Source organism: Klebsiella sp. WOUb02 (genome assembly GCF_050058015.1).
Lineage (GTDB): Bacteria > Pseudomonadota > Gammaproteobacteria > Enterobacterales > Enterobacteriaceae > Klebsiella.
On sequence record NZ_CP170106.1, the window covers coordinates 700,567 to 723,520 of the forward strand.

Here is a 22,954-nt window from a genome sequence, read left to right on the forward strand (position 1 = left end):
TCAAGGTATGTTTAGTTCGGTTTTGATCCAAGTGTCCAAAGTGTCTACACGTACAAACTGGGTCGGAACAGGATATGGCGGATGAACCATCCAGTAGTACACATCGCGGCTTACATAGAGTTCAATATTCCTTAAAGGAACACTCTCTGGCTGTGGCCACTGGAGCAGTTCAAGTAACCTTGAACGGTGAGTTTCGAGAAATTTTCTGCGGTCTAAAATACGACTGAATTGTCCTGCCCTGTCATTCTCTGCCTTGCCAAATATCCGACCACGAAGACGACGGCTATCTTTCATTGTAAATGGCGGCTGGTTGTACTTACACTCTACTGTCACGAGCAAATTGCTTTCCGGCCAGTATGCAAAAACATCGAAATCACCAACGTCATCAAACTTCTCTTCCCGGAATCTTCTAAAGAAATCAATACCTCGCTGAACATAAGGTGTATGCCTGCGGAATATTTCCTCTGTACGAAGCTCGAGACGCTTTTCAATACTCTCCTTAACCTCGCGAATGACTGGCTTAACATGAGGCCAATCAAATTCCGCAGGCAAATAACCGTCTCGTACCGCCGACATCCAAATGTACATTGCCCGGCTTGCCGACTCTGCCCCCCAACGCAAATCGGCACCATCAATTACCAGCGGCTTGATAGTGTATCGATCGATTCGCTTATTCCGCTCCCAATATGGAATATCTCCTTCATCGATATCCCTTCCAACGAGCCTGCGAACTCCTACTTCCGAAAGAGTCAGAAAAGCAACAATCTTTTGGGCCTCAGAATAGTCAAGCCTATCAATGCTATCAGCCAACCCTCGCGCAAGGCGATCAGGTGCTGCAGCATAAGACAAGGAAAGTTCGTTCCCGAATCCATATCGTTGAGCTTGCGATAACACAGCGAGAACAGTGAGCATATTCTGAAGCTCGAACCCCAAATCGGTGATAAAAGCTTTTTTGAGTTTCTCTGAAGCCAGCAACCCCTCTGACTCTCCTTCCACCGCATCCTTGTCATTTGTGCCAAGCCCCAACCTGGACTTCGCATACTCCTTTGCAAAGGTAGCCTCACGATCACCAAAATCTGTCGAATAGAAAACTTCTGGAATATATGAGTCGTCGATCTCAACACCACCCACATCTATACCATTGTGAAGGGTATCACTGGCACCAGTCAGCACCATGAACCAATCAACCAAGCCAACTAATTCTCGTAGTACATCCTCTGTAACTCTATCTACACCATTTGAAGATAAATTGACGGTCTTCTCTAGTAGATATCGATAATGGCGGGCCTTATCACCGAATTCTTTGCGTGCATGTTCTATCGCATCAAGTCTGTCATACTCAACTTCATGAGCAAGACTCAAACGGGCTCGTTGGATTCTAGTCCTCTCAGTAACAAGGAGGGCATCGTGTTGCTCAAATGCTGATTCAAAAAGGTAATTTGGATGATTTAATGTTGCTAGCAGCTTCTCTACCCGATGGACAGAAAAAGAACATAATTAGCGATGCTTGTATACGAGCGGCTGCGGTTGCAGGGGTAGTAGTGACCGAGCGAGAGGACTTCGACGAACTTGTCAGAACTCCATTTGTGGCTGCAATAGAGGTCGCGTTAATCAAAACCTCAACTCCTTCGAGCCAACCAATCCCGGTGAACTGGATAAGCGACAGCTATTACAAACACAAAGATAATTTGGCGACTCTCACGCACCACTGGCTGTTTGGTGCCGTACATCTGAATCTTTGTATGATTGCAGAAGGGCAAACAAACTTCGAGCACATCAAAGCCCCTATGTACGAAGATAGAGAAGATATTACTGATTATCTCAATGTACTGTCCGGAATTGGTGCACAAATAGCCCAACGATGGTGGTGTGGGGAATTCATCAACTTCCATGAGCTGTATGAATTACTCGAGCCTGTTGAATCGCGGCGATTTAGACAAAGTTATTTTAGAAAATCGGCAACAGCGGACTTTCAAGCGGCACTACACCGTATTGCTTGCGATATATATATTGGTAGTGTTCTGCTTTCGGGAACTAGTGCTGTGGTACTTTCCCAATCGACTATTGATGCTGCGTTGCAATGCGCTTGGTTCGATAGTGCGTCATTCCGCACTCAGTACGCATCTGGTTCATTGATCAGAATGGCCGACGAAGCGGCTATAACATTCATTGGCGCTCAACGTTTGTTACTTGATGCAGACATTCAAAATGAGACCAGTGTACATCTTCAAATACCATTACAACTCTGTGCGATAGCGATCTCCCATCGACTGAATTCGGAGGCTCGTGAGCTTTGCACGCAGACGTGGGAATTGACCACTGGATACGGACATCGTAAAGATCCGACACTGAGTAATACGGTTGATGCCATCGCTTATTTAGTTGATGTAGTGCCGAAAGAAGCTTGTCGGTTACTGGCTAAAATTGCGCCGCAAATACACCATGTTTTGGATTACACCGATGGTAAGGGTACGAGACATGTTCTTGCTGAAGCAGATCGGCTACTGGCAAAGCTGAAGCCTTCCGCATTGGTAATAAAATTTGAAGAGCATACATGTGTGGGTGACTGGGCTTTGGCCGAGAGCAGTATGCAGGCCTACATCAAACAGGGAATCATTGAAGAGTGGCCTCTGGATGCTCTAATGCGCACAGGCCTTCATCCCGAAATTCGGGATACACTGCAACAACATGTAGAGGATGGTTGTACAACTGCTTCCGAGCGGCTTCGCATTCTTGAAGAGCATAATGGATGGGATATTGGTTGTTTACATCGCCACGAAAATTCAAGTAGTGACGCTGACAATAAACCTTATGAAGGTGATGTGACGGTCTTTAGACCTGAACAATTGGAAGACTTGCTCAAAGTTCTGGAACCATATTACAAAGAGCGTCCAAAACTTCTCCGTACTTGGTATCAGCACTGGGAAAGCCAAAAGCAGGGGCGAAATTTACTCGTCGAACTGGATAAGATTCTATTTGCAAAAAACAACAAATGGATGAGGGAAGCTCTACATCTTTCCGAGTTTGCATTTCAAACAAAACGTAGATTAAGTGGCTTAACTGCAGCTTGGAAGTATCTTGTTCATGCACAGATCCGTAATGGGGGATGGATTGGTTACATGGAGAACGTGGATGTGACTTGCAAAAGACTCGACCTGGTTGCCCAAAATTATCCGCAGCGCTGTGATGAATTTGTGGCCGTAACAACCTACAACATGTTTGATGAGCCAGTGTCGTCACGCCTAGCTCCATCGGAAGTTATGGTCTATTTCTACGTTAAGCAAAATCGCATTGATGAAGCTGTAAAGTTCACAGAGACGATGGTTAATTGTGTGATTGAGGATACTCGGACCTTGCCCTTAGAACCACCTTGCTGGATGTCAAAACTGCTCGAGCCAATCGCCCAGGAAGTGAAATGAACGATCTTCGCATTCTTATTGCCCGTCTTGGATGGCCTGCTACGTCTGCTCGGTGGTGGACTATCCAGGAGCTTGCCGCTCGACTGGGAGAGCCTGAGACGAAAGCTGAAACCGAATCATTGCTGCTTCAATTGCTGCGCTCGCGCAAACTTGAAGCCGAGGTTGTCGAAGTATTATGTATTTTCTGGATGGCAATTAAAGAGTTTAACTACTTTCCTACGACTTTGTTGGCAGAGAATATTCTTCTACCCTCACCACTTTCATCATTGTTGATGAAAGATTTTGGGTTATCGATTCTGCTCGTGAATACTGATTTGGAAGTAGCTCCAGAAGACTTCATCATTCCCGATGACTTTGATAGTGTTCAAGGTACGGATTTGCCAAGAATCTTCCATATAACCATTAGCAAGTTGGAAACTTTTACCCGCTGTCCATTTATTCGACAAATGGCCTTCGAATGGACAAAAAACCGGACGGCATATCCAAATGCACCGTACCAAGGGGATGCAGGATATTTCATTCGGCCCTTGGGAGAGGGCTTTGCCCCTCATTTTTCCTCTCGAACAGCCCTTCGCGTAATTTCCGCTTATCTTCGCACGTTAGCTGTGGCTAGACACATCTGGAGGATACCAATGGAGTTGACCGAGCAACATTCTCTCTTGGCGTTGCCTATCCATCCAACTTTGGCTTTTCTTCGACCTTATCGTCCCGAATGGCTCTCAGTATCGACTGAATTCAAAAGTGATAGTAAGGCGATCGAGGCTTCATTGCGAACTTTCTTTGCTCAAGTAGAGGCGGCAAACCCAGGAGACGAGCTAATTGCATTTAGCTCGCCCATTTCAATGTCAATGGAACAGTGCGTAGAGTTGTCGATTGTTCGGTGGTCACAAACTGTAAGTAGTGATAAGGAAGGAGCGGACTCGTTGACATCCCATATTGAATCGTTCTGGACACGTGAACAAATGCTTTCCAGCCAAGCTCCGGATCCACTCAGTACAACAACCTTAATAACTCCACCAACTTTTGAACAACTGGTGAATAAAACTTGTATGGCTTGGCCATTGGCGGGAACGCTCGATTTTGGTCGGATAGGATACCTACAACATGATTTGTATCCATCCCGGTTATTTTTACCGACGATGCCAGGCATAGAAAATTCTCTTGAAGTCATCCCGCATGATGGGCGTCTACAGGTTAAGTTAAAGGACCTAGTCGTCGCAGAGCTTCATTATTGGAATGCTGGATGGGGGCCAGCTAGGCTAGGGCAAATTCAAGGTAATTGTGGGACAGCCCTCATATCGCGAGGCACTACATATCGCGAGAGAAACATAACAAATACCGGGTCATTGCGCTCATTTTACTCTTGGCAAGTACGTAGATTCCATCGTAATGGAAGTTATGGCAGATTCAGTGAAAAAATTACGAGAGGGGTGGTATTTGTTTGATGTTATTTCTTAATTCATAAGGGGAACTTATAACTTATAACTTATAACTTATAACTTATAACTTATGTCAGTTATAGATAAAGTAAAAGGATATGAATATTACTCATGAGCCAATTTAAATTCACAGAGCTTCATGCTATTTCGGAAAAGCCACAGAATGATGATGCCGCTTGGTTAATAGAGGCTGAAAGGTCAATTAAATTTCTGAAAGAAAATGCTCAAAATGATGAAGTGGTTATCTACGCGATTGGAAATAGTGTCCTAATTCATGGCACGCTAGCTCTAGAGAAAAATGTTACTACAGCAGATAGATGGGCATTGCAGAATATGCGTATGGATGTTGAGTATTGTTGGAAGATCCAAAAGTCATGGGGTGGAGGTCAAGGACATCGTATTTATCTTGAGCCACCTTTAGATGGGGTGTTCAAAGGGGGAGAGGCATTAATTTATCGTCGTAGGTTTCATGGCGTTGAAGAAGGCCGTGCACCTATCGAATTAAGTCAGAAACTTGTGCACAGCCTTGGGTTATATTACTTGCCAGAAAGAAATGCATATTGTCGTCTCGATGAACGGGGTGATATTGAAGATGTAATCAGGATAATTAACAAAAATATTTCACCTCCTTTTAACTATCTGGATATAGTTACTATTAAGAGAAAGGATTTAGATACATTCATGGCTTTATCCAAAACATGTCTTGTTTTAAAGTTTGATTTTACACGTGTCAGATGGGGTAATTTTGCTGGCTGGGGGAATATCAACAGATATACTAAAGATGAAGGGGGTCTTTTTTATCATGGTGGTATTAACGGGGAAGCCAGTTACTGTAATGGTGTAATGATCATTCGCCCTCAAGTAACTGTGCGCGGTCTGGTAAAAGCATGGAAGGATGAAGATAATCCATCTAAAAGGAAATACGCAACCTTTAAAATATACGATCGTAAAAATAGCTGCAATATTGAAACATCTTGCGGACCAGACTCACTATCTAACTATTTTCAAGAAAATAAATTACCGTGGGAAGTTTCACCTGCCTTTTTTAGAGCAGAAGTGTTACATCGTTTCAAGGCGGATCCAGAAAAATATACTTTAGATGAAAGAAGTATTGCTTGTCGAAATGCTTGGTATTTAAAATCCTATGATATTAATGAGGCCGGGCAAGTTCATGTATACATTGGTGATTTGGCTCATTTACCTTATGAAGAACAGCTCTATTGGCAAGCCTTCAATGAATGGCCAAAAGGAACAATTTCTAAGCGTGCATTTCAGACGGATATTGTTGGGGAATGGTATCTGTCCAATGAACCATTGTTGGCACTCAAACACAAAATTTCGCTAATGGACAAGAATCCTCCCATCTGGTGGAAGCCACGGGGTACAGTATTGAGTGACGCTGTTCAGTATCCTGCAACAGATTCAATCAAAGAGTGGGGTGATGAAATCCTTGCGCTTGATCAGTATTTAGTTGAGGGCTTTTTACCAAAGCCACTGAGTGAAATTGCTAAATATGAGGGCCGAATCATTGAACCCAAATGGGGATCCTTGCGCATACTACAAGAAGCTCTTATTGCTAAAAGTGCAACAGTAGATGAAGCGAAAATGTTAGTTCAGCCTATGCAAAAACTGCATGCTCTACGAACCGAAGTACGCGGACATGCTTCTACAGAAAAAAGAAGAAAGCGATATTAGAAGCGCGTACCGATCATGAAAATCTACGTGCACACTTCACTAGCCTTGTGGGGCAATGTGAAGCATCATTTAATGATATCTTAAGGATTTTTGATTTTAAAATAGATGATTAGCTATTTTTGTAATAGATTATAATTGGGGGTATAATACTTGCCAATCTTAGTCATAGTTGTGTGAGACTTATCGAGCGGGTGAGAGGTCAGCTTCAATTATGAAAATGACCTCTAAAGTTTATAGATTTAGTAATATGAAATATTCTTGATTTTTATATTTTACATATGTTAAGTATCTTGAGCCCTTCACTAGCTGATGACTCAACAGAGCATGAGAATAATTCTCTTAATCCCAAATGTTCTTGACTCACTAGAACTTTCAAAGGTTTTTCAGTCAAAAATAAATCACAATATCCTAAAGCTGCTTCGGCATGATGAAAATCTAAAAGATCATTACCATTGAGTGGCGTTTCTGATCCCATCTTACTGCAGCATGACAAGAGGCACCAATATGTAAAGTACGGACTAATTGTGCAAATTGTTTAAATTTTTCATTTTTTGATTTTTTCTTATTATTAATTTCATCATTGTTATATCCGGCCTTGTAAGCCTCTTTGAATATCTGGATTAATTGCTCGTTGAAAAGGCTTAACACTCCGTCGAACTCAATACGATATGCGTGTTGATAGCTTCTAAGCTCATTGGTATGCTCTTTATTAGCCAAGTTAAGCATTTCTGCTGTTTTCTGCCAATCAAATTGTTCCCAGCTTTCATAGTTGATATGGTTCATCATTTCAACGAGTGAAATATCCCACATATGATCAAAAAAAGATTTCTGAATGATCAGTTCTTCAGCTGCATCGAAAGATGTATCGTATGGATGGTAATCGCCGAAAATATAACTTAGTTTGGTCCATACTAATTGATCAATTGGAATGCTGTCCTTAGTTCCCAAAATCGAATACGTAGCATTACATAATTCTTGTTTGACTCTCTCAGGACTAGCTATAAGTGTAACTCCAAAACTCAGATGATCAATAATTTTGGCTGTGGCCATCCTTGTTTCGATATCGTTCTGTTTCATTAGTTCTAAAAAAACAGTAGCAGATATAGGGCAAACTACCTTTCCATTATCAACCAAGTACTTTATTTTTTGTAGGAGATTAATTAAGTCTCGATCGTTATTATTCCCAAGCTCAATGTCTCTAAAAAAAATCCAGAACCTTAAGTCGAGATAAATCTTGTATTTTTTGGAGATTTCTTTTCCAAGTTGTAGTCTTTTATTTTGTATGTGCTGGGCTAGAGTTAGGTTTGGTTGTTTGCGGTGAATTTCTATTGTATTCATCATTTTTGCTTGCTTGTTATGAAAAAACAAAAGGTTAATGTAGTGTTTATAGCACGATAAATTTGGTATGTATTATGTCAACTTCTAAAATCTGATTGTTATCAGATTTCCTTTTTCGCGATTTTTTTAGAAAGTGTAACATATATCTATATAAATGCTATTTTAAACTATCTTAATTAATGTAGCATGGTTTTGCCTTAATCCAATAAAAATTTCAATTATCTCAAGTGTTTATCTTTTCTAAGGATAATCACTTGAGATTTTAAATCCACTACCCAACCAATCTAAGACCTGCTACTTCGTTACAAACGGTAGGAATACTATCTGCCGCTTTTATAAGGTTTGCCCACCACTGCATCATCGGGCGTCTCTGCTCAAGATAATCGCTGCGATTGTAAGCGCGACGTACTTCATTTTTGTCCACATGAGCCAGCGCCGCTTCAATAACATCAGGTGGGAAGCCTTGTTCATTAAGGGCGGTACTGGCGATAGAACGCAAGCCATGAGAAACGAGAACGCCTCCCAATCCAGCCGTTTGAGTGCTGCATTCACTGTTTGGCTATTCATCGGCTGGGTTGGTTTGATGCGACTAGGAAAGATAAATTCTCGGCCACCACTGAGTGACTTCATCATTGCCAGAATAGCGAGAGCTCCATCAGACAATGGAATCGTATGCTCCCGGTTCATCTTCATTCGAGCTGCAGGAATTTTCCATTCTTTAGCTTCAAAATAGATCTCATCCCATCGAGCTTCAGCGGCTTCGGCAGGACGGGTAATAGTAAGAAGCTGCCACATGAACAGGCATCGTGTTGACTGGCTGATGTTTGCTGTTCGCATCGTCTGCATCAGTTGAGGCAGTTGATCAGGCCGGATGCTCGGCATGTTCTTTTTCTGAGGCTTCTCGAACGCTTTTCCGATATTTACGCTGGGAACCGCATCAATCATGCCCGTGTTCTGCGCATAAATCATGACTTCGTTAATACGCTGACAAAGACGGCGAACAGTTTCTAATGCGCCTCTAGCCTGAACCGGCTGAACTGCTCTAACCAGAGTATGAGCCTTAATCTCAGTGACACTGATATCACCGATTGCTGGAAAAACATCTCTCTCAAGCGAGCGCCAGATATCGTCGGCATAGTCCTCTGTCACGCTGGCTTTCTTCACATTCCACCAACGCTCGGCAACTAGGCTGTGTCCCGTAATCACCTGAGCTATAGTAACTGTCTGTTTCCACAACATATTAAACTATGGCTCGCTACGACATTCCCGATGAAGCATGGACTATCATCCAACCCTTTCTGCCAGCAGCGTCTGCCTCTCCACAGGCCGGGCGTCCGTGGGCGGAGCATCGTATGATCATCAACGGCATGTTCTGGGTGCTGTGTTCAGGTGCACCATGGCGTGATTTACCTGAACGGTACGGCCCATGGAAGACCGTTTATAACCGCTTTAACCGATGGTCAAAATCGGGTGTGATTAACATTATTTTCAACAAGTTACTTTCAGCTCTGGATGCACATGGCCTCGTGGACTGGTCGGCCACTGCACTGGATGGCAGCAATATCCGGGCGCTGAAATGTGCTGCCGGTGCGCAAAAAAACAACCCGATATCACCGGAGATAATGGGCTGGGTCGCTCTCGCGGTGGTTTTGGCACCAAAATTCATCTGGCGACAGACGGAAGTGGTCTGCCGTTAAACATCGTACTGAGTCCCGGTCAGGCTCACGAAAGCCAGTTTGCACAACGTCTTCTGGACGGTATCGGTGTTCAGCGCCAGAACGGAAGTATCAAGCGCCGTGGTCATGCAGTACTGGCTGATAAAGCCTACTCCGGACATGCGTTACGTAACGAACTGAAAAGAAGAGGGATAAAAGTTGTCATCCCGCGTAAATCCAATGAAAAAATGGCCACAGATGGTCGTTCACCACTCGATCGTGAAGCCTACCGCAATCGCAATGTTGTTGAGAGGTGCTTTGGTCGCCTGAAAGAATACCGCCGCATTGCCACACGTTACGACAAAACGGCGAGGAATTATCTGGCGATGGTGAAACTGGGTTGCATCCGATTGTTTTACAAGAGGTTATGTAATTAAGGGACACAGCCTAACAAGAAGGTGTTGGTTTTGGCCTCTTGAGAATTCCTCACCTGTTCTTTCTGATGTTCCTGAGGATCAATATCTTTTGCCAATAAAACTCGAGATTCGGCTCTGAGTTTACGCGCATCAGAAAGTGAGACGGCAGGATAGGCACCGAAGCTCTGCTTGGTTCGCTGCTTTGTCAGAGGTCGATAGTAACGGAACTGCCAGAGCTTACTACCACTGGACTTGATTAACAGAGTAAGCCCGTCACCATCATACAGCTGGTAATCGGCATCTTTAGGTTTGGCGGCTTTGATTTCCGTATCGGTTAACGGCTTGGTTTTTCTTGCCATGGGGAGTCTCCATGCGTTTAGGCCCAACGAAAACAATAGAGCTTTTCGTTGGGCCTATCAATGGGCCTAAAAGGTTCGGATTTAATTAGTTCTCTTCGGACTTCGCGGGACAAATTGCAGATACAAAAAAGCCCGCAGGCTTGCGCCGTGCGGGCTCTTAGGACTTCATCGGATGACTCTGGTAATCACCGATGGCTGGCGTCCCTGTGCTTTATTTATCAACTATATGATTTATATTATTATTTTTTTATAGATGTTCATTAAGGGTTCAATAAAGGGTCCAAAAAAAGGCGTCATCACTGATTTTACTTATTCCAGAGCTAAAATCTTAGATACTGCTAGCGTTGAGGAGTTGAACTCACGAAACAGAGCCTTTCTGATCCAGAGGCTATTTCCCGTATGCAAGATCTTCTCCAACTAAGTCTTCTCAATGTGCTAAACAAGAATTATAAAGGGGGATAGTACGGAATTAAATCGCAAACCAATTAACTCATTGATAAATAACTTTTTATTAAAAAACTTGCATAGGTCGGAAAAATAGCACTTTTTGCAAAAGTCCCACTAAGCCTATGCTGGCTTGCTTTCAAAGCTCTTCTTACAAATCTGCATAAAAAAACACCACTCATTGATCAATTCGTGCTTTTTGAGAGTTGATCGCCATAAGCGATCTGAAGATACTGCATCCATCAAAACAACAATGGAGAAATGTATGACAGAAAGAAAAAGATTTATCCGTTTGCCTGAAGTGCTGGAAAGAACCGGATTTTCTAAAGCTTGGATTTATCGATTAATCAGTCGTGGTCAATTCCCCGCACCTATAAAACTAGGTGATCGAGCAATCAGGTTCGTAGAAAGTGAAGTTGATGAATGGATTGACCAAATGATTTACTCGTCTCGTAATAAAGCAGCGTGATTTGGTTTGTAGAGCGTTTAGGGCCAAGTATGAATAATAAACCCATATTAAACTAAAGGTCAGATGTATATCTGACCTTCATTTATTTCAGCATTAATAATGATGCTGTGAAATATTTCTTTATTTCTATTGACTATTAAAATATAAGATCTATAAAAAGTAAAGATACAAAAAAAGCCAGATTTTAAATCTGACTTTTTAAGGACTAAAAAAGTTTTCGCTGACTTTTTTAAGTCTTGTAATCAGTTAGAGGATTAACGTGATTACAAATATAATAAAGTATTAAATAATCTTTTCATATTTGTCAAATCTAAATCTGAGCTTTTTACAAGTCTTTTAAATACCACTTCCAGAATCTTTAATGTCCTCGAAAGCAATCAAATTATAAACCTTTGTATCAGGTCTACATATGTGGAGCAATTGAGCGCGAGTCGCTAATAAGAGATGTCCGTATGTTTTGTTGGTTGTAGGTATAGAAGGGGAAGCGACGTAATACCAACCCGAAGCGAAGTTCTAAACAGATAAGTGAAGTTGTATATGGAATAGCTATGAGAAAGCCCTACCTTTGTTTACAGCATAAATAGGGGATAACAATACATTAATCTGCATGAACGAATCTGGGGGTGTCGTAGGGTGTCCTACATTGGAAACGATGTAGAGCTTTAAGCCAGATCAACTTGGGTGAAGTCATATTTTTCATCTTGGTTTTCGCCAATCTTGATATATTTTCAACAAAATAAGTTGAAAATTTCAGGAGGCGAAGCCTTGGATGAAGTCCCCTTTTCGGGGGCGAACACAAGGCAGTATATAACTCTCAGTAAGGCTGTTTTTGTTTATAGCAAAGGTGCCTTGTTTTATGGCACCAATAAAATATAAAGTAGAACTAGATCTAAAAAATATATAGGGCGAAGCCTAATAAAGTAAAAAGAAAACCATATATAAAAGATATAAAAAAAGTCTCGCGCCAGATATCCCATCATAGAAATTTTCCCGCTGTTGCCCGTTCGAGATCCAAATCCTTAACAGGAATAGATCGGTATAAAAGATCGATAATTAGATATTGATAGCTTTTGACAATCAAATGATACCAGATCGATCGGTTTTTAATTGATATAAACGATCGATTATTTGTTTACGATAGTTTTAACCTATCATGGTGTGATTTTCGATCGGTACAAACGATATGACGAACCATCAAAATAATTGAATTCTAAGACGTTTACAGGCCAAGCGTTGGCCTGTGTCTTACCAATGAAGGAAAAGGTATGCGGAAATTTATGTTAGTGGCAGGTCTTGCCGTCCTGTTAGCAGGGTGTGGCGATGATGGCATCTATGGCAACTATGTTAATCAACAGTTTGGCGTCAGGCTTGATATTCAGAAAGATGTGATCAAGTTTCGCGATGGTGTTTTTACCGTTAAAAGCTGGGATGAAAGCAAGAAACCCATCTATATCGCCAAAACGCAAAACAAAAATCTCGGATCTTGGACTTTTAAAATCGAAAAAGTCAAAGATGGAGTTGTTTACCAAGGTGCGGTTTTTAAGAAAGATTAGAGGAGTAGGAAATGGAAAATAATACCATTCAATGCCCATACTGTCTAAAAGAAAGTCAGAAAGGGGTTCACGTATGCACTGGATGTCAAGCAACTGTATTATACGGTGCTCCGCCGGGTTGGTGCGTATTTTTAATAGTATTCAGCACCTTAATATTATCAGTTTTGATTGGTATGAGTTCAGGAATAATGGCTGGTAATATTAGTTTATTTGTTATTGCGATTGTTGGGTTTATTATTAGCAAGTTGGCTTTTTCTGACAGGATTTCTTTCAGAAGGAGAATGTAAAATACGTCTTCCAAGGTGATGGCTCGAAGTGTCGAACCATCACCCATATAAATTTTATTTCCTCCTCTATATCATCAAGCACTAAATCGGAACCCGCAAGCGGGACCCCACGATTTAGCCCTTGACGATTTCCCCCCAAAGTTGCCATAAAGACAATATATTGTTTACTCTATCTTTTATTTGCATTTTATTTATCGTGCAGTGTATTTATTTATGTAGCCGCTATTGACTAGTTTTTTAGATCGGTTATTTATTTAAATATAAGTTGAGTTCAGCTTTTATTTTTTAGCTTTCGGAAACTGAGGCAAGGTGTAATAGCGTATCCGCTATTTACCCAATCCTTCGGATTGCCCTATCTCGCTTTGCTCGTAGGGTTGAAAAAGATCTACCCTTCCGCCTAATCCCCTTGTCAAAGGGGAGGCGGTAAACCATACAGTTTAATATTATAGGAGTATTTAAAATGAATGATGATTTAGGTTTTATAAATAACATAGATGGGAAAATTTTATTTGAGCATTATCAATATTTAACTAATGCCATACTGGGTGATGATGACACAAAAAAAGAATTTGTGAAATATGAACATTATGACTTGGATTATTTAAGGTATTATCTTGAAGCGAGTATCTATTTTTTAGGTGAGGCAAGAGATGAAGCAAATAGAGATGTTGAAATAAAAGATTTAAACGAAGCAGTGGAGATAATAAGTAAATTATCAAATAGGGCTAAGGTTGCTTTAGCTGAACATATTATATTGTGGTTTGAAGATATTTCATTGGTAGGTTCTTATAATACACTATTTAGGTTTTTAGGCAGGGAGAAAAGAATATTATGATGATTATGTCTGTAGCAATGGTAATACTTTGTATTATGTTGGGAGGTTTTATGATCCGTAGCTGTACTGGAAAAACAAACTCTTCAAGCGAAGCAAAGCAAGCAATATCAGAAGTTAGAAAAATGATAGATAAGAAAGCACTGATTAAATACAAAAGGAATAATAGAACATGAATGTAGAAAACTTAATGAATAGTATGACTATAGAATATAAGCTCGAAATACTGGCAAGGTTTTTTTATTACATAGAACAAAACAAAGATATACCATTTAATGAAATCAATAGTGATGAGCGAGATTTGTGTTATTTTGTAGCCAATAGATACATTACAGAGAATAAAGCTGATGAGCTTATTGAAGCATTAATTATTGAAAATGATAACGACTACATAAGAGCAACAGATGATTACATTATCCAGAGGAATAAAGAATGCGAACAGACAGAAAAAGAGGGCGTATAGAATTAAATCACGAAGAACGCAGAGATATATCTATACAGTTTAGAGTAAACAAAGCAGAGTTTGAATATTTAAAAGAACTTGTTGAGGCATCCGGTCTTGAAAGAGGCCATTACATTAGGAAAGAGATTTTAAACTCTGAACCTATTGTTAAAAGAAAAATGCCTGAAATAAATCAAAAAACATACATGCAGCTTTCAGCAGTTGCCAATAATATAAACCAAGCAACAAAGAAACTAAATGGTAATGAGTATTTTGATAAAAATGAGGTTGATAAACTCAACTTTAATATAAAACAGGTTGGTAGAAGGATAATAGAAATAAATAAAAACTTGGGGTATATATGAAAGGGAATGTAGCTAAAACAGGGAGATCATTTATAAATAGGGTAGATTATATATTAAAAGATGATCACAGTTTTATTTGTAGCAATATGTCAGCAGATAAAAATAACGTTAGTGAGTTAACTGATGAGTTTAAAACTGTAAGCGGCTTTAGACAAGATATAAAAAAACCAGTCTTTCATGCATTTTTATCTCTTCCAAAAGATGAAAAATTAACAGATGAAAAATGGCAGGAGATAGCAAAAGACTATTTGAAAGAAATGAATATTGATATAGAAAAATATCAATATATTTGTGTGCGTCATAAAGATACAAATCAAGACCATATTCATATTGTAGCAAACAGGATCGGCCTTGATGGTTCTGTATGGCATGGTCAGCACTCAGCATTTAAAACAATAGCAGCTTGTGAACGTTTAGAAGTAAAGCACAGCTTAACCATTACTAAAGGCTTACAGGAGCAAAAATCAGACGTATTAGCACCAACCAAGAACGAGATCGAGCAAGCCCTACGTACAGGTGAGAAACCAGCTCGTATAGTGCTTCAGAACGCGCTACAAGCGGCTATGTTGGGTAAACCAGACCTGCAGACTTTTATAGACAGAATACAGGCCGTAGGCATTGAACCGAGGTTCAATGTTGCCAGCACTGGCAACGTGGCGGGGGTTTCATTCAGTGTGAATGATATAGCATTTAAGGGATCTTCATTAGGTAAAAAATTTAGCTGGAACACTATTAAAGGTAAGGTGAAATATGACAAAAATAGAGATGATGAACTCATTAGAAGATTCGCAGCAAGAAAAACAGATGACGAAAATAGTATTGGACGATCACCTATTGAACCAAATATCAATGACGATAGAACCATTATCAGAATCGATGATGATACTATCAGAGTCTGTCAGCACAGCATTAAATCAGACACAACAGACACTAACAAGAGTGAACAACTCATTAGAAGCAACAACAACAGCTTTAAACTCAGCGAAAAATATAATAGATCAGCAAGCCATAAAGTTAGAAGAACAACACAAAAAGCTGCACAAATACTCAACAGAGTTAAAAGACAATACAATAAAGAACCAATCAAAACTTATAATAAAAATGGCCTCAATAGTTGGCGTGATAAATCTGATAGCGGTTCTATCAGTAGGATACTTGATCATGCAGAAACAGCCACAACAGCCACGAATAACTTTAGACTCAAAGGCCGTAGCAGTTTCAATAGTAGAGCAGCTAAGATCGAAGAAGTAAGGGAGAGATTAGGTATCATAAAACCCCTTATTCAGCCCAGAAATAAAGAGAAGCTGATTAAAGAATCTTTAAAGAAAAAAACTGATTACTTAGTTGAATATGAAAATAGATTTAAAAAGAGATTAAAAGAAAATTTTAAAGAAAGCACTGAAGAAAAAAATGTTATTTCAAAAGAAAAAAAGATGTATTTTAAAAAGCCTTGATTTAACTATATATGAAACTGTAGGCACTTTTGGAGTGCCTACAGTTAAAAATTATATTTCTTTTAATCTGTTTAGTATCTGTTCCCGTTCCTTGATTAAGGCTTTATCTGTTATATCTATAGCAGGTTGAAAAATATTCATATCCATTTCAAAATGATTAAACTCATTCAAAAGAGTTTTTTTAGACATGAAAAATACGCGATGTTGAATTTTTTCAGGCTCACTACCTTTAAATGAATTAAAAATTATACTGGATAACATATCATGTTTACTTGTATTGATATTATATTTATCAACTAAGTGATGTTCAACGCTCAGACGTAAATAAAGATATGTTAGAGTATGCCTTAATGTTTTAGATAATAATGGGTAAACTCCATTCTTTAGTGGATTAAAGTTTTTATAATCCCACGAAATCACATCCTTTGCTGATAATTCATGATCTCTAGTTAATACGTTATTAGAAAATAATTTTTCATAAATGTCTTTTACATTCACTTTTTCGTCACAATATCCATGCATTAACTGCGTTAATTTGTTCTTTTCTTCGGGTAATCCTATTATTTGGCAAAGTCCACGCATGAATGGGACTAGAGATATTAGAAATTGTTTTTCATCTTCAATCTCAGATTTTATATCTTCTCGTAAAACCCTCAAAAACTCATGGATATAAAGTAGAATGGACATTTCATTTTGATTTATAGGTATAAATCCGTTTTGTTCACCAGCAACATTATTAAAGTAATAAAGGTTTAAACATTGTTTTTCTTGGTGTTCGAGCAGTTTAATTAAATCTGTATTGTGTGTAAGAATCAATGTTTTCTTAGATGATAAGAAACTTAATATTGCATATGCTAATTTATTTTTGTAAATTGAATCGAAGCTGGAAATAGGATCGTCAAGAACTATTAATTTACACGTGGAATTTTTTGCTTTTAACAGTTCAAATGCTAGTGAAAGAAAATTTTGTTCTCCATTACTTAATTCTAGATCTTTACGATTTTTGTTTAAAAAATCTCTTCCCCCCAAAGTGAGTCTAATATTATTTTCCGCATCTCGAACTAATGAAATTTCTCGTTCAAGAGATTCATTTAAAAACTGCTCAATAAATAAAATGTCTTCACTGCCAAATGTTGGTTTGTTTTTTAGTAACTCTTTGTAGGCTGAGAAATCCTCCTTTAGTCCTTTGTTGGTTGAAATATTGAGAAAATCATATTTAAGTAATTGCCAGTATATTTCTCTATATTTATTGAAATCTGTTATTAATTCCAATATGAACGACTTGTCGGATTTTTTTATCGCATTTCTAACTTTATCTTTGATAATGAATGGATCGGTTTGTGATAGGTTTTTTACAATCTTTTCTGCAATTTCTTTTTCATGGTCATCCATTCCGTTTGATGTCTTTTCATATTGCTCATTTTTTTCAGCCAATTTATCATTGACATTAATTGGATGATCGCAAACTAAACATTCATCTATGTAATTAAACTTTTTCAATATCGATAATGCTTCACCTTGTTCTTCAAGTTTAACTATGCAATTTTCTTTTCCATTAAATTTGAAGTTATAACTTGATAATGCTCTTATAATCGAATCATCTCTGGCAAAATCGTCAATGAAAAACTTTAACTTACCTTCATCATAATCTGGTTTATCATTTAAATCGAATTCGTGGATTGTTTTGATAAAATCCTCCCGATCAATTTTTTTGCCCCTTGAGCGACTGTTTGCAATATCTGATATATATCCAAGTATCTTTTTGTCTTGAATAAGACTATCAAAATTAGTCTTAATCTTCGATATTTGATAATCTTTTTTTAATATGTCAACAAGATCTTTCTCGAATATGCTAATGAAGCTATTATTGATTTTTTCTTTAAGCTCATATTCTTTTTTTATGTCCTCGCCAAGAATAAAGTCCTGTGTCTCACCTTGAATAATATTTCTGTCATTTTGATCAGAAATGATATGAGCTATAGCATCATTTTTCTCTGTGAATTGCACACCATCTATATTCATTGAGTATTCGGCATCTTGCTCTCTATTCAATACCTTTGATAAACTTGTCTTACCCGTGCCATTGGGTCCATAAAGAACGCAGGTTTTCCTTTTCCCAAAATCTAATTCATTATTTTGAGTCAGGTTTAAGTATTCGTCAGTAAATATTTTTCCTTTCTTAACTTTTGATATGATAATCTTCATGATAATTTCCTAATCAACGATTATTCTTCAAGTTTATTGAAGTGCCTACAAACTCAAACACATTGAAATTTCTAACAGAGATTGAATGTAAAATGATAGAGCTAAATCATACTTTTTGCTATCTACCAGATTTTGTATAGTGTGAGCGCCGAAGAAAACAGCTTTTATAAGAAATTGGGTTGCAGTTTAGGGCACATGACCAAGAAGCTTTACCCTAACAAACACAATTAATGCAGTATAAGGAAAGTGGGCGAAGGCAATGAGGTCATTGAGCTGACAATATATACTTCACAATTAGATTAATAATATATCATTAATCGTTCCTGTTATAGCATTTAATATCAGACTGTAATTTTATATGGTATTATGAAGTGAACTCAGTATTCATACTATAAATTAGATGCGTGATGCATTCTAATCCATAATTTGAATCAGAGTTGTTTAGTTAAACCTTCTACGCAGCAATTGCCTTATATTTCTGAGCTTGAATGTAATCTCCCCACCACTGCATCAGCTCTGTTCTTTCAGCAAGATACTCAGCACGATTGTAAGCGGCTATGATTTCGTTGTTCTTAGTATGAGCTAAGGCTGATTCAAGCACCTCTGTTCTAAATTTACTACTTTCTTCAGCAGCCGTTCTTGCTATAGAGCGCATTCCGTGAGCAACAAGTTCTCCACCGAATCCCATACGGATAATTGCAGCATTGGCTGTTTGTTCATGCATGTGATTAAGGGGAGCCTTAATACTTGGGAAAACCCACTCTCTATGACCACTGATTGGTCTGATTAACTCAAGTATACGCATAGCCTCTTTACTCAGCGGAATCTTGTGAGGGCGCTTCATCTTCATAAACTCACCGGGGATGTTCCAGAATCGATTATCTTCGTCTATATCACTCCACCGAGCACGGACTGCTTCTCCCGGACGAACCCACGTAAGGAGTTGCCATTCAATTAGAAGACGTGTTTCGAGCCGTATAGAAGCGTTAGATAGAGCAATCAAGAATCGGGGTAAATCATCTGGTGGTAAAGCTGGCATATTTTGCTTCTTGGGTTTGCTGAATCTCTGGCCGAGATTGTCAGCAGGATTAAACTCAATAAGTTCTTCTGTTGCAGCCCAACGGAAAATTTCATTTAGACGTGAAATGATACGGCGTAGAGTTTCCAATACGCCTCGTTGTTCTATGGGGTCAAGGTGTTGTTTTAAGAGCTTGGGACGGATCTCTTTGATAGGAATGTTGCCTAAACCGGGGAAAATATTTCGTTCAAGGCTTCGCCAGATGTCTTCTGCGTGGTCTGGAGAGATACCAGAGGTCTTAACCTTTTCATCTAACCATTTCCTAGCAACCGCTTGTAGCGTGTGCTCAGTGGCATCCTTAAGGGCATTAGCTTTATCGTTGTTGTGAATCTGCGGATCGATACCATTTGCAAGCAACGATAAGTATTCATCACGTGTAGCCCGAGCCTTAGCAAGTGTGAGATGAGGATAGGTTCCTAAGCTCATCTTTGTTCGCTTCTTACTTACTGGCACTGCATACCTGAAATACCAATTTTTCTTACCACCCTTTGATAGGGGAGCGATTCGTAGCATCAGGCCATCACCGTCAAAAAGGTTGATTTCCTTTTCTGCTGGCTTGGTATTTTTGATTTCAGTGTCAGTGAGCTTCTTAGCGATCTTTGCCATTTTAGGACCCTCGTTTTTTGGACCCTTTGCACTGGGTCCCAAAAAGGGTGCCATAACGAGTAGCTTCTAGCAAATCTCAGTAGACTTCTGTAGACGTAAAAAAGCCCGCAAGGCTGGTTCCATGCGGGCTTAGTAGACTTCAGTATACTTCAAACAACTAAAAAGTGGTGGAGCTGGCGGGAGTTGAACCCGCGTCCGAAATTCCTACATACCATTTGTTGTGTAATGAAAACAGATATTTATCTTTAAATACAGCTAATTAGTGTTATTTGGTGTTTGGCGGTTTTATGCATTTTTAATGTGCTGTCGCCACTTTGCCGCCATTACTCATTAACCAAATTTACATTTTGTTTAAGTCCGGGAATGCTCTCTGTCATTCGTTCAAGTAAATCTAAACCTGTTTTCCTAATCATTTCCGACTTTGTAACTTGACCAAAGATTTTTTCGAGGTGCTGAATGAATAAAAATACAGTTTGTGATGGTGTTCTATTCATTTCAACGGCATACCTTAAAACTTCATATGGTTGGCGACCATGCTCTTTACAAGATGACATCAGGTACTCAAATTCTTCAATGCTAATGCAAAAAATATGACTATCTGGAATTTGATATGCATCATCGTGATTTTTCCGTATTTTTGAAACTCCATCAGTGGCGTATGACTTTTCTAAAAAGGTGCCATTTCCAAGCATGAGGTTTTTATACGTTATGCATAAAATATAAGATTCACTTTTGAAATCTGTTATTAATTTAGGTGAGTTAAGGATTTCCCTATTAACGGCGTGCGCTTGTTCGATTGTTTTTAATACTGAGTTTTTTATCCTCCCTGATATTTCACTATGACTGAGAGTAACCATGCCCCGCTCATGTATCTCAACCCCTTTAGCATCAATGAATATGTTCGCTGCCTCATGGGGTATTAAAAAATCAACCACTTTGTTTTCTTGAGGCAAATGTTTTTTAAGTGATTGCTCATCAATGTATCTTATTTTGCTTTCATCAAATATATCCTTGACAAGATTTTCAAATATTGAGCCAAAGCTGTCCATAAACTTTTCAGGATCATCTCTTCTTAATAAGTCATAGATAAACGTTTGAAGGCTAGCTAAAGTCAGTTGAGTATGTAGTAATAAAAATTTGTCGTTGTATTTTATTAATGGGTTCTCAATAAATGGTGAAGGTAAGAAGTATTCTTTTAACGGATTTTCCGTGGTTTTTCTTTTGCAAAACTCAGGAAGCTCTTCATAACTAATTGATAATGAATCCAAAAAAAAGAAAATCTCTTCTCGGCTTATATATGGTGTCAATATACTAAACATGTCAGCTGTTACTTCTTTTATTACATTTTTTTTGCTGCTGATTAAGAAGGTGAATGTAATTGATAACATGACAAAGCGTTCAACTGATAAATTAGTTAATTCAAAGAACCTTCTTGATAATTTATGATGAGGATCGAGCCTTCCAAATATGAAGGCTTCCCTGCTAATGTAGTGACCAGTAGATGAAGTTTGGTACATTAGCTGCTGATATAGATTATTTCTAAAGAAGAAATCAATACCATCAGCACTTTTCAAACCAACTGGGATGTAAGGCATTACATCGTATGTTTGCTGTAGAATTTTATTGAGTGTGCGAGTATCACCAACTTTTGTGGCCCTTTTATCACCTATGCTTGATGCTGCCCACTTGATGCATAGATTTACAATCCAAGGGTGATGTTTCAACATGTCTAGACTATCTTTAAATCTCTGGAGATTATAATCCATACATTGACGAATAAATGTTTCTGGCTGTAATTTTCGGATTGCCGATTTGACAGCTCTCATCTTCATTTTAGATAGGATATCTGAATCTAAGACCGTTATTTTTTTCATTTCCAATACACCAAGTTATTAAGAGGGTTTTTCGTCACAGCATCTTCTAGGTGATCTGGTGAAAAATGAGCATAAACCATTGTCATTTTAATGTCTGAATGCCCCAGAATATCTCGCAGTACCAGTATGTTTCCGCCATTCATCATAAAGTGACTGGCGAAAGTATGACGCAACACATGGGTGCATTGACCCTCTGGCAAGTCGATTCCTGCGCGTTTCACTGCGCGCTCAAAGGCTTTTCTGCATGGCGTGAATAGCTTCCCTCTGATTTTGGGGAGTTCGTCATACAGATCCTGAGATATCGGTACGGTTCGGTTTTTCTTGCCTTTGGTTTTGGTATAGGTGATCCGGTATTTTGACAACTGATGGCCCTGAAGGTTTTCGGCCTCACTCCAGCGTGCGCCGGTGGCCAGGCATATTTTTGCAATCATCAGCAAGCTGGGGCTTTGAGAGTCAGCACAGGCATCAAGCAGGCGTTTAATTTCGTCCGGGGCCAGGAACGCTAGTTCTCCCTCTGCGATTTTGAATGTTGGCAGCCCTGCTAGTGGGTTAGGGGCTGACCAGTGGCCCAACTTTTTCAAGGTGCCAAAAACGGATGATAAGTTACGCTGTTCCAGGTTTACCGTGCGGGGCTTTACTGGCGACATTAGCGCACCGTCTTCGTTACGAACCTCACCTTTTAATCGTGCTTCACGATATTTTGTAAAGTCACTGGCGGTTAATTCAGAGGCGACGGGATCGCCCAGGCCATTGCAGATAATATTCAATTTCGCCATTAGGCGCTTAGGGTCTGCCAGCGTCTGGCCGTAAAGGGAGTGCCACTGCTCAATCAATTCTGACAAACGCCGCCGATCTTCCTTTTCACCCAGCCACGGTTTTTTGTTCACTTCATCCATGGTGAAATTTTCGAATGCTACAGCCTCGCCCTTTGTCGCAAATTGCTTGCGCACGCGCTTCCCGTCACGTCCGTTCGGATAACACTCGCATAACCACTTTCCGTTCGGCTGCTTTCTGATCGTCATAA

Annotated in this window: 18 protein-coding genes and 2 pseudogenes; 12 read left to right on the forward strand and 8 right to left on the reverse strand. The window is 39.3% G+C overall.

Annotated elements, in window-relative coordinates; translation table 11 throughout:
• Window positions 1-1,362, reverse strand: a complete 1,362-nt coding sequence (locus ABOC21_RS05515; protein WP_426812217.1) for a hypothetical protein — start codon at window positions 1,360-1,362, stop codon at window positions 1-3.
• 56 nt (window positions 1,363-1,418) lie between these two features.
• Between ABOC21_RS05515 and ABOC21_RS05520 the strand changes: the two genes are divergently transcribed.
• From ABOC21_RS05520 to ABOC21_RS05530, 3 genes are all read left to right on the forward strand, one after another.
• A complete protein-coding gene (locus tag ABOC21_RS05520) occupies window positions 1,419-3,419 on the forward strand; it encodes a hypothetical protein (RefSeq protein WP_426812218.1) in 2,001 nt (666 codons plus the stop codon).
• A complete protein-coding gene (locus ABOC21_RS05525) occupies window positions 3,416-4,864 on the forward strand; it encodes a multidrug DMT transporter permease (protein WP_426812219.1) in 1,449 nt (482 codons plus the stop codon). Before ABOC21_RS05520 ends, ABOC21_RS05525 begins: the two co-directional genes overlap by 4 nt.
• A gap of 105 nt (window positions 4,865-4,969) precedes the next feature.
• On the forward strand, window positions 4,970-6,553 hold the full coding sequence (locus tag ABOC21_RS05530; RefSeq protein WP_426812220.1) for a hypothetical protein: 1,584 nt from the start codon (window positions 4,970-4,972) through the stop codon (window positions 6,551-6,553).
• 435 nt (window positions 6,554-6,988) lie between these two features.
• Here the strand turns inward: ABOC21_RS05530 and ABOC21_RS05535 are convergent, their stop codons facing one another.
• A complete protein-coding gene (locus ABOC21_RS05535) occupies window positions 6,989-7,894 on the reverse strand; it encodes a hypothetical protein (RefSeq protein WP_426812221.1) in 906 nt (301 codons plus the stop codon).
• A gap of 268 nt (window positions 7,895-8,162) precedes the next feature.
• A pseudogene (locus ABOC21_RS05540) lies at window positions 8,163-9,079 on the reverse strand (integrase domain-containing protein); the annotation flags it as partial.
• A gap of 59 nt (window positions 9,080-9,138) precedes the next feature.
• Between ABOC21_RS05540 and ABOC21_RS05545 the strand changes: the two are divergent.
• A protein-coding gene (locus tag ABOC21_RS05545; RefSeq protein WP_426812222.1) for an IS5 family transposase occupies window positions 9,139-9,983 on the forward strand; the annotation gives its coding sequence in 2 pieces (ribosomal slippage) (window positions 9,139-9,484 and window positions 9,484-9,983; 846 coding nt in all).
• Between the two features lie 11 nt (window positions 9,984-9,994).
• Here the strand turns inward: ABOC21_RS05545 and ABOC21_RS05550 are convergent.
• Window positions 9,995-10,321 (reverse strand): annotated as a pseudogene (locus tag ABOC21_RS05550) (integrase arm-type DNA-binding domain-containing protein); the annotation flags it as partial.
• A gap of 709 nt (window positions 10,322-11,030) precedes the next feature.
• Between ABOC21_RS05550 and ABOC21_RS05555 the strand changes: the two are divergent.
• The 8 genes from ABOC21_RS05555 to ABOC21_RS05590 all read left to right on the forward strand — a co-directional run bounded on the left by ABOC21_RS05555 (window position 11,031) and on the right by ABOC21_RS05590 (window position 16,167).
• On the forward strand, window positions 11,031-11,234 hold the full coding sequence (locus ABOC21_RS05555) for a helix-turn-helix transcriptional regulator (protein WP_074181212.1): 204 nt from the start codon (window positions 11,031-11,033) through the stop codon (window positions 11,232-11,234).
• 1,265 nt (window positions 11,235-12,499) lie between these two features.
• Entirely contained in the window at window positions 12,500-12,787 is a 288-nt protein-coding gene (locus tag ABOC21_RS05560; RefSeq protein ID WP_020231154.1) for a hypothetical protein, read from the forward strand.
• An 11-nt stretch (window positions 12,788-12,798) separates the two neighbouring features.
• On the forward strand, window positions 12,799-13,074 hold the full coding sequence (locus ABOC21_RS05565) for a hypothetical protein (RefSeq protein WP_071883304.1): 276 nt from the start codon (window positions 12,799-12,801) through the stop codon (window positions 13,072-13,074).
• Between the two features lie 460 nt (window positions 13,075-13,534).
• The gene (locus ABOC21_RS05570) at window positions 13,535-13,909 is read left to right on the forward strand and encodes a hypothetical protein (RefSeq protein WP_426812223.1); all 375 of its coding nucleotides are present in this window, start codon (window positions 13,535-13,537) and stop codon (window positions 13,907-13,909) included.
• Window positions 13,906-14,082, forward strand: a complete 177-nt coding sequence (locus ABOC21_RS05575) for a hypothetical protein (RefSeq protein ID WP_020231151.1) — start codon at window positions 13,906-13,908, stop codon at window positions 14,080-14,082. Before ABOC21_RS05570 ends, ABOC21_RS05575 begins: the two co-directional genes overlap by 4 nt.
• Window positions 14,079-14,369 (forward strand): hypothetical protein, encoded by a 291-nt coding sequence (locus ABOC21_RS05580; RefSeq protein WP_049099482.1) that lies wholly within the window; start codon window positions 14,079-14,081, stop codon window positions 14,367-14,369. The genes ABOC21_RS05575 and ABOC21_RS05580 overlap by 4 nt, the downstream gene beginning before the upstream one ends.
• Window positions 14,339-14,713, forward strand: a complete 375-nt coding sequence (locus ABOC21_RS05585; RefSeq protein WP_200024126.1) for a plasmid mobilization protein — start codon at window positions 14,339-14,341, stop codon at window positions 14,711-14,713. Before ABOC21_RS05580 ends, ABOC21_RS05585 begins: the two co-directional genes overlap by 31 nt.
• Complete coding sequence (locus ABOC21_RS05590; RefSeq protein WP_426812224.1) at window positions 14,710-16,167, forward strand: relaxase/mobilization nuclease domain-containing protein; 1,458 nt, start codon at window positions 14,710-14,712, stop codon at window positions 16,165-16,167. The genes ABOC21_RS05585 and ABOC21_RS05590 overlap by 4 nt, the downstream gene beginning before the upstream one ends.
• Before the next feature lie 51 nt (window positions 16,168-16,218).
• Here ABOC21_RS05590 and ABOC21_RS05595 read toward each other — a convergent pair whose 3' ends face one another.
• The 4 genes from ABOC21_RS05595 to ABOC21_RS05610 form a co-directional block, all read right to left on the reverse strand.
• Complete coding sequence (locus tag ABOC21_RS05595; protein WP_045855714.1) at window positions 16,219-18,372, reverse strand: AAA family ATPase; 2,154 nt, start codon at window positions 18,370-18,372, stop codon at window positions 16,219-16,221.
• A gap of 454 nt (window positions 18,373-18,826) precedes the next feature.
• Window positions 18,827-20,056: an integrase domain-containing protein gene (locus ABOC21_RS05600; protein WP_045855712.1), complete on the reverse strand. Its 1,230-nt coding sequence runs from the start codon at window positions 20,054-20,056 to the stop codon at window positions 18,827-18,829.
• A gap of 323 nt (window positions 20,057-20,379) precedes the next feature.
• Window positions 20,380-21,930 carry a GapS1 family protein gene (gapS1, locus tag ABOC21_RS05605; RefSeq protein ID WP_426812225.1) on the reverse strand — a complete coding sequence of 517 codons (1,551 nt, stop codon included), beginning with the start codon at window positions 21,928-21,930 and terminating at the stop codon, window positions 20,380-20,382.
• Complete coding sequence (locus ABOC21_RS05610; RefSeq protein ID WP_087793703.1) at window positions 21,927-22,952, reverse strand: site-specific integrase; 1,026 nt, start codon at window positions 22,950-22,952, stop codon at window positions 21,927-21,929. Before ABOC21_RS05610 ends, gapS1 begins: the two co-directional genes overlap by 4 nt.
• Between the last annotated feature and the right edge of the window lie 2 nt (window positions 22,953-22,954).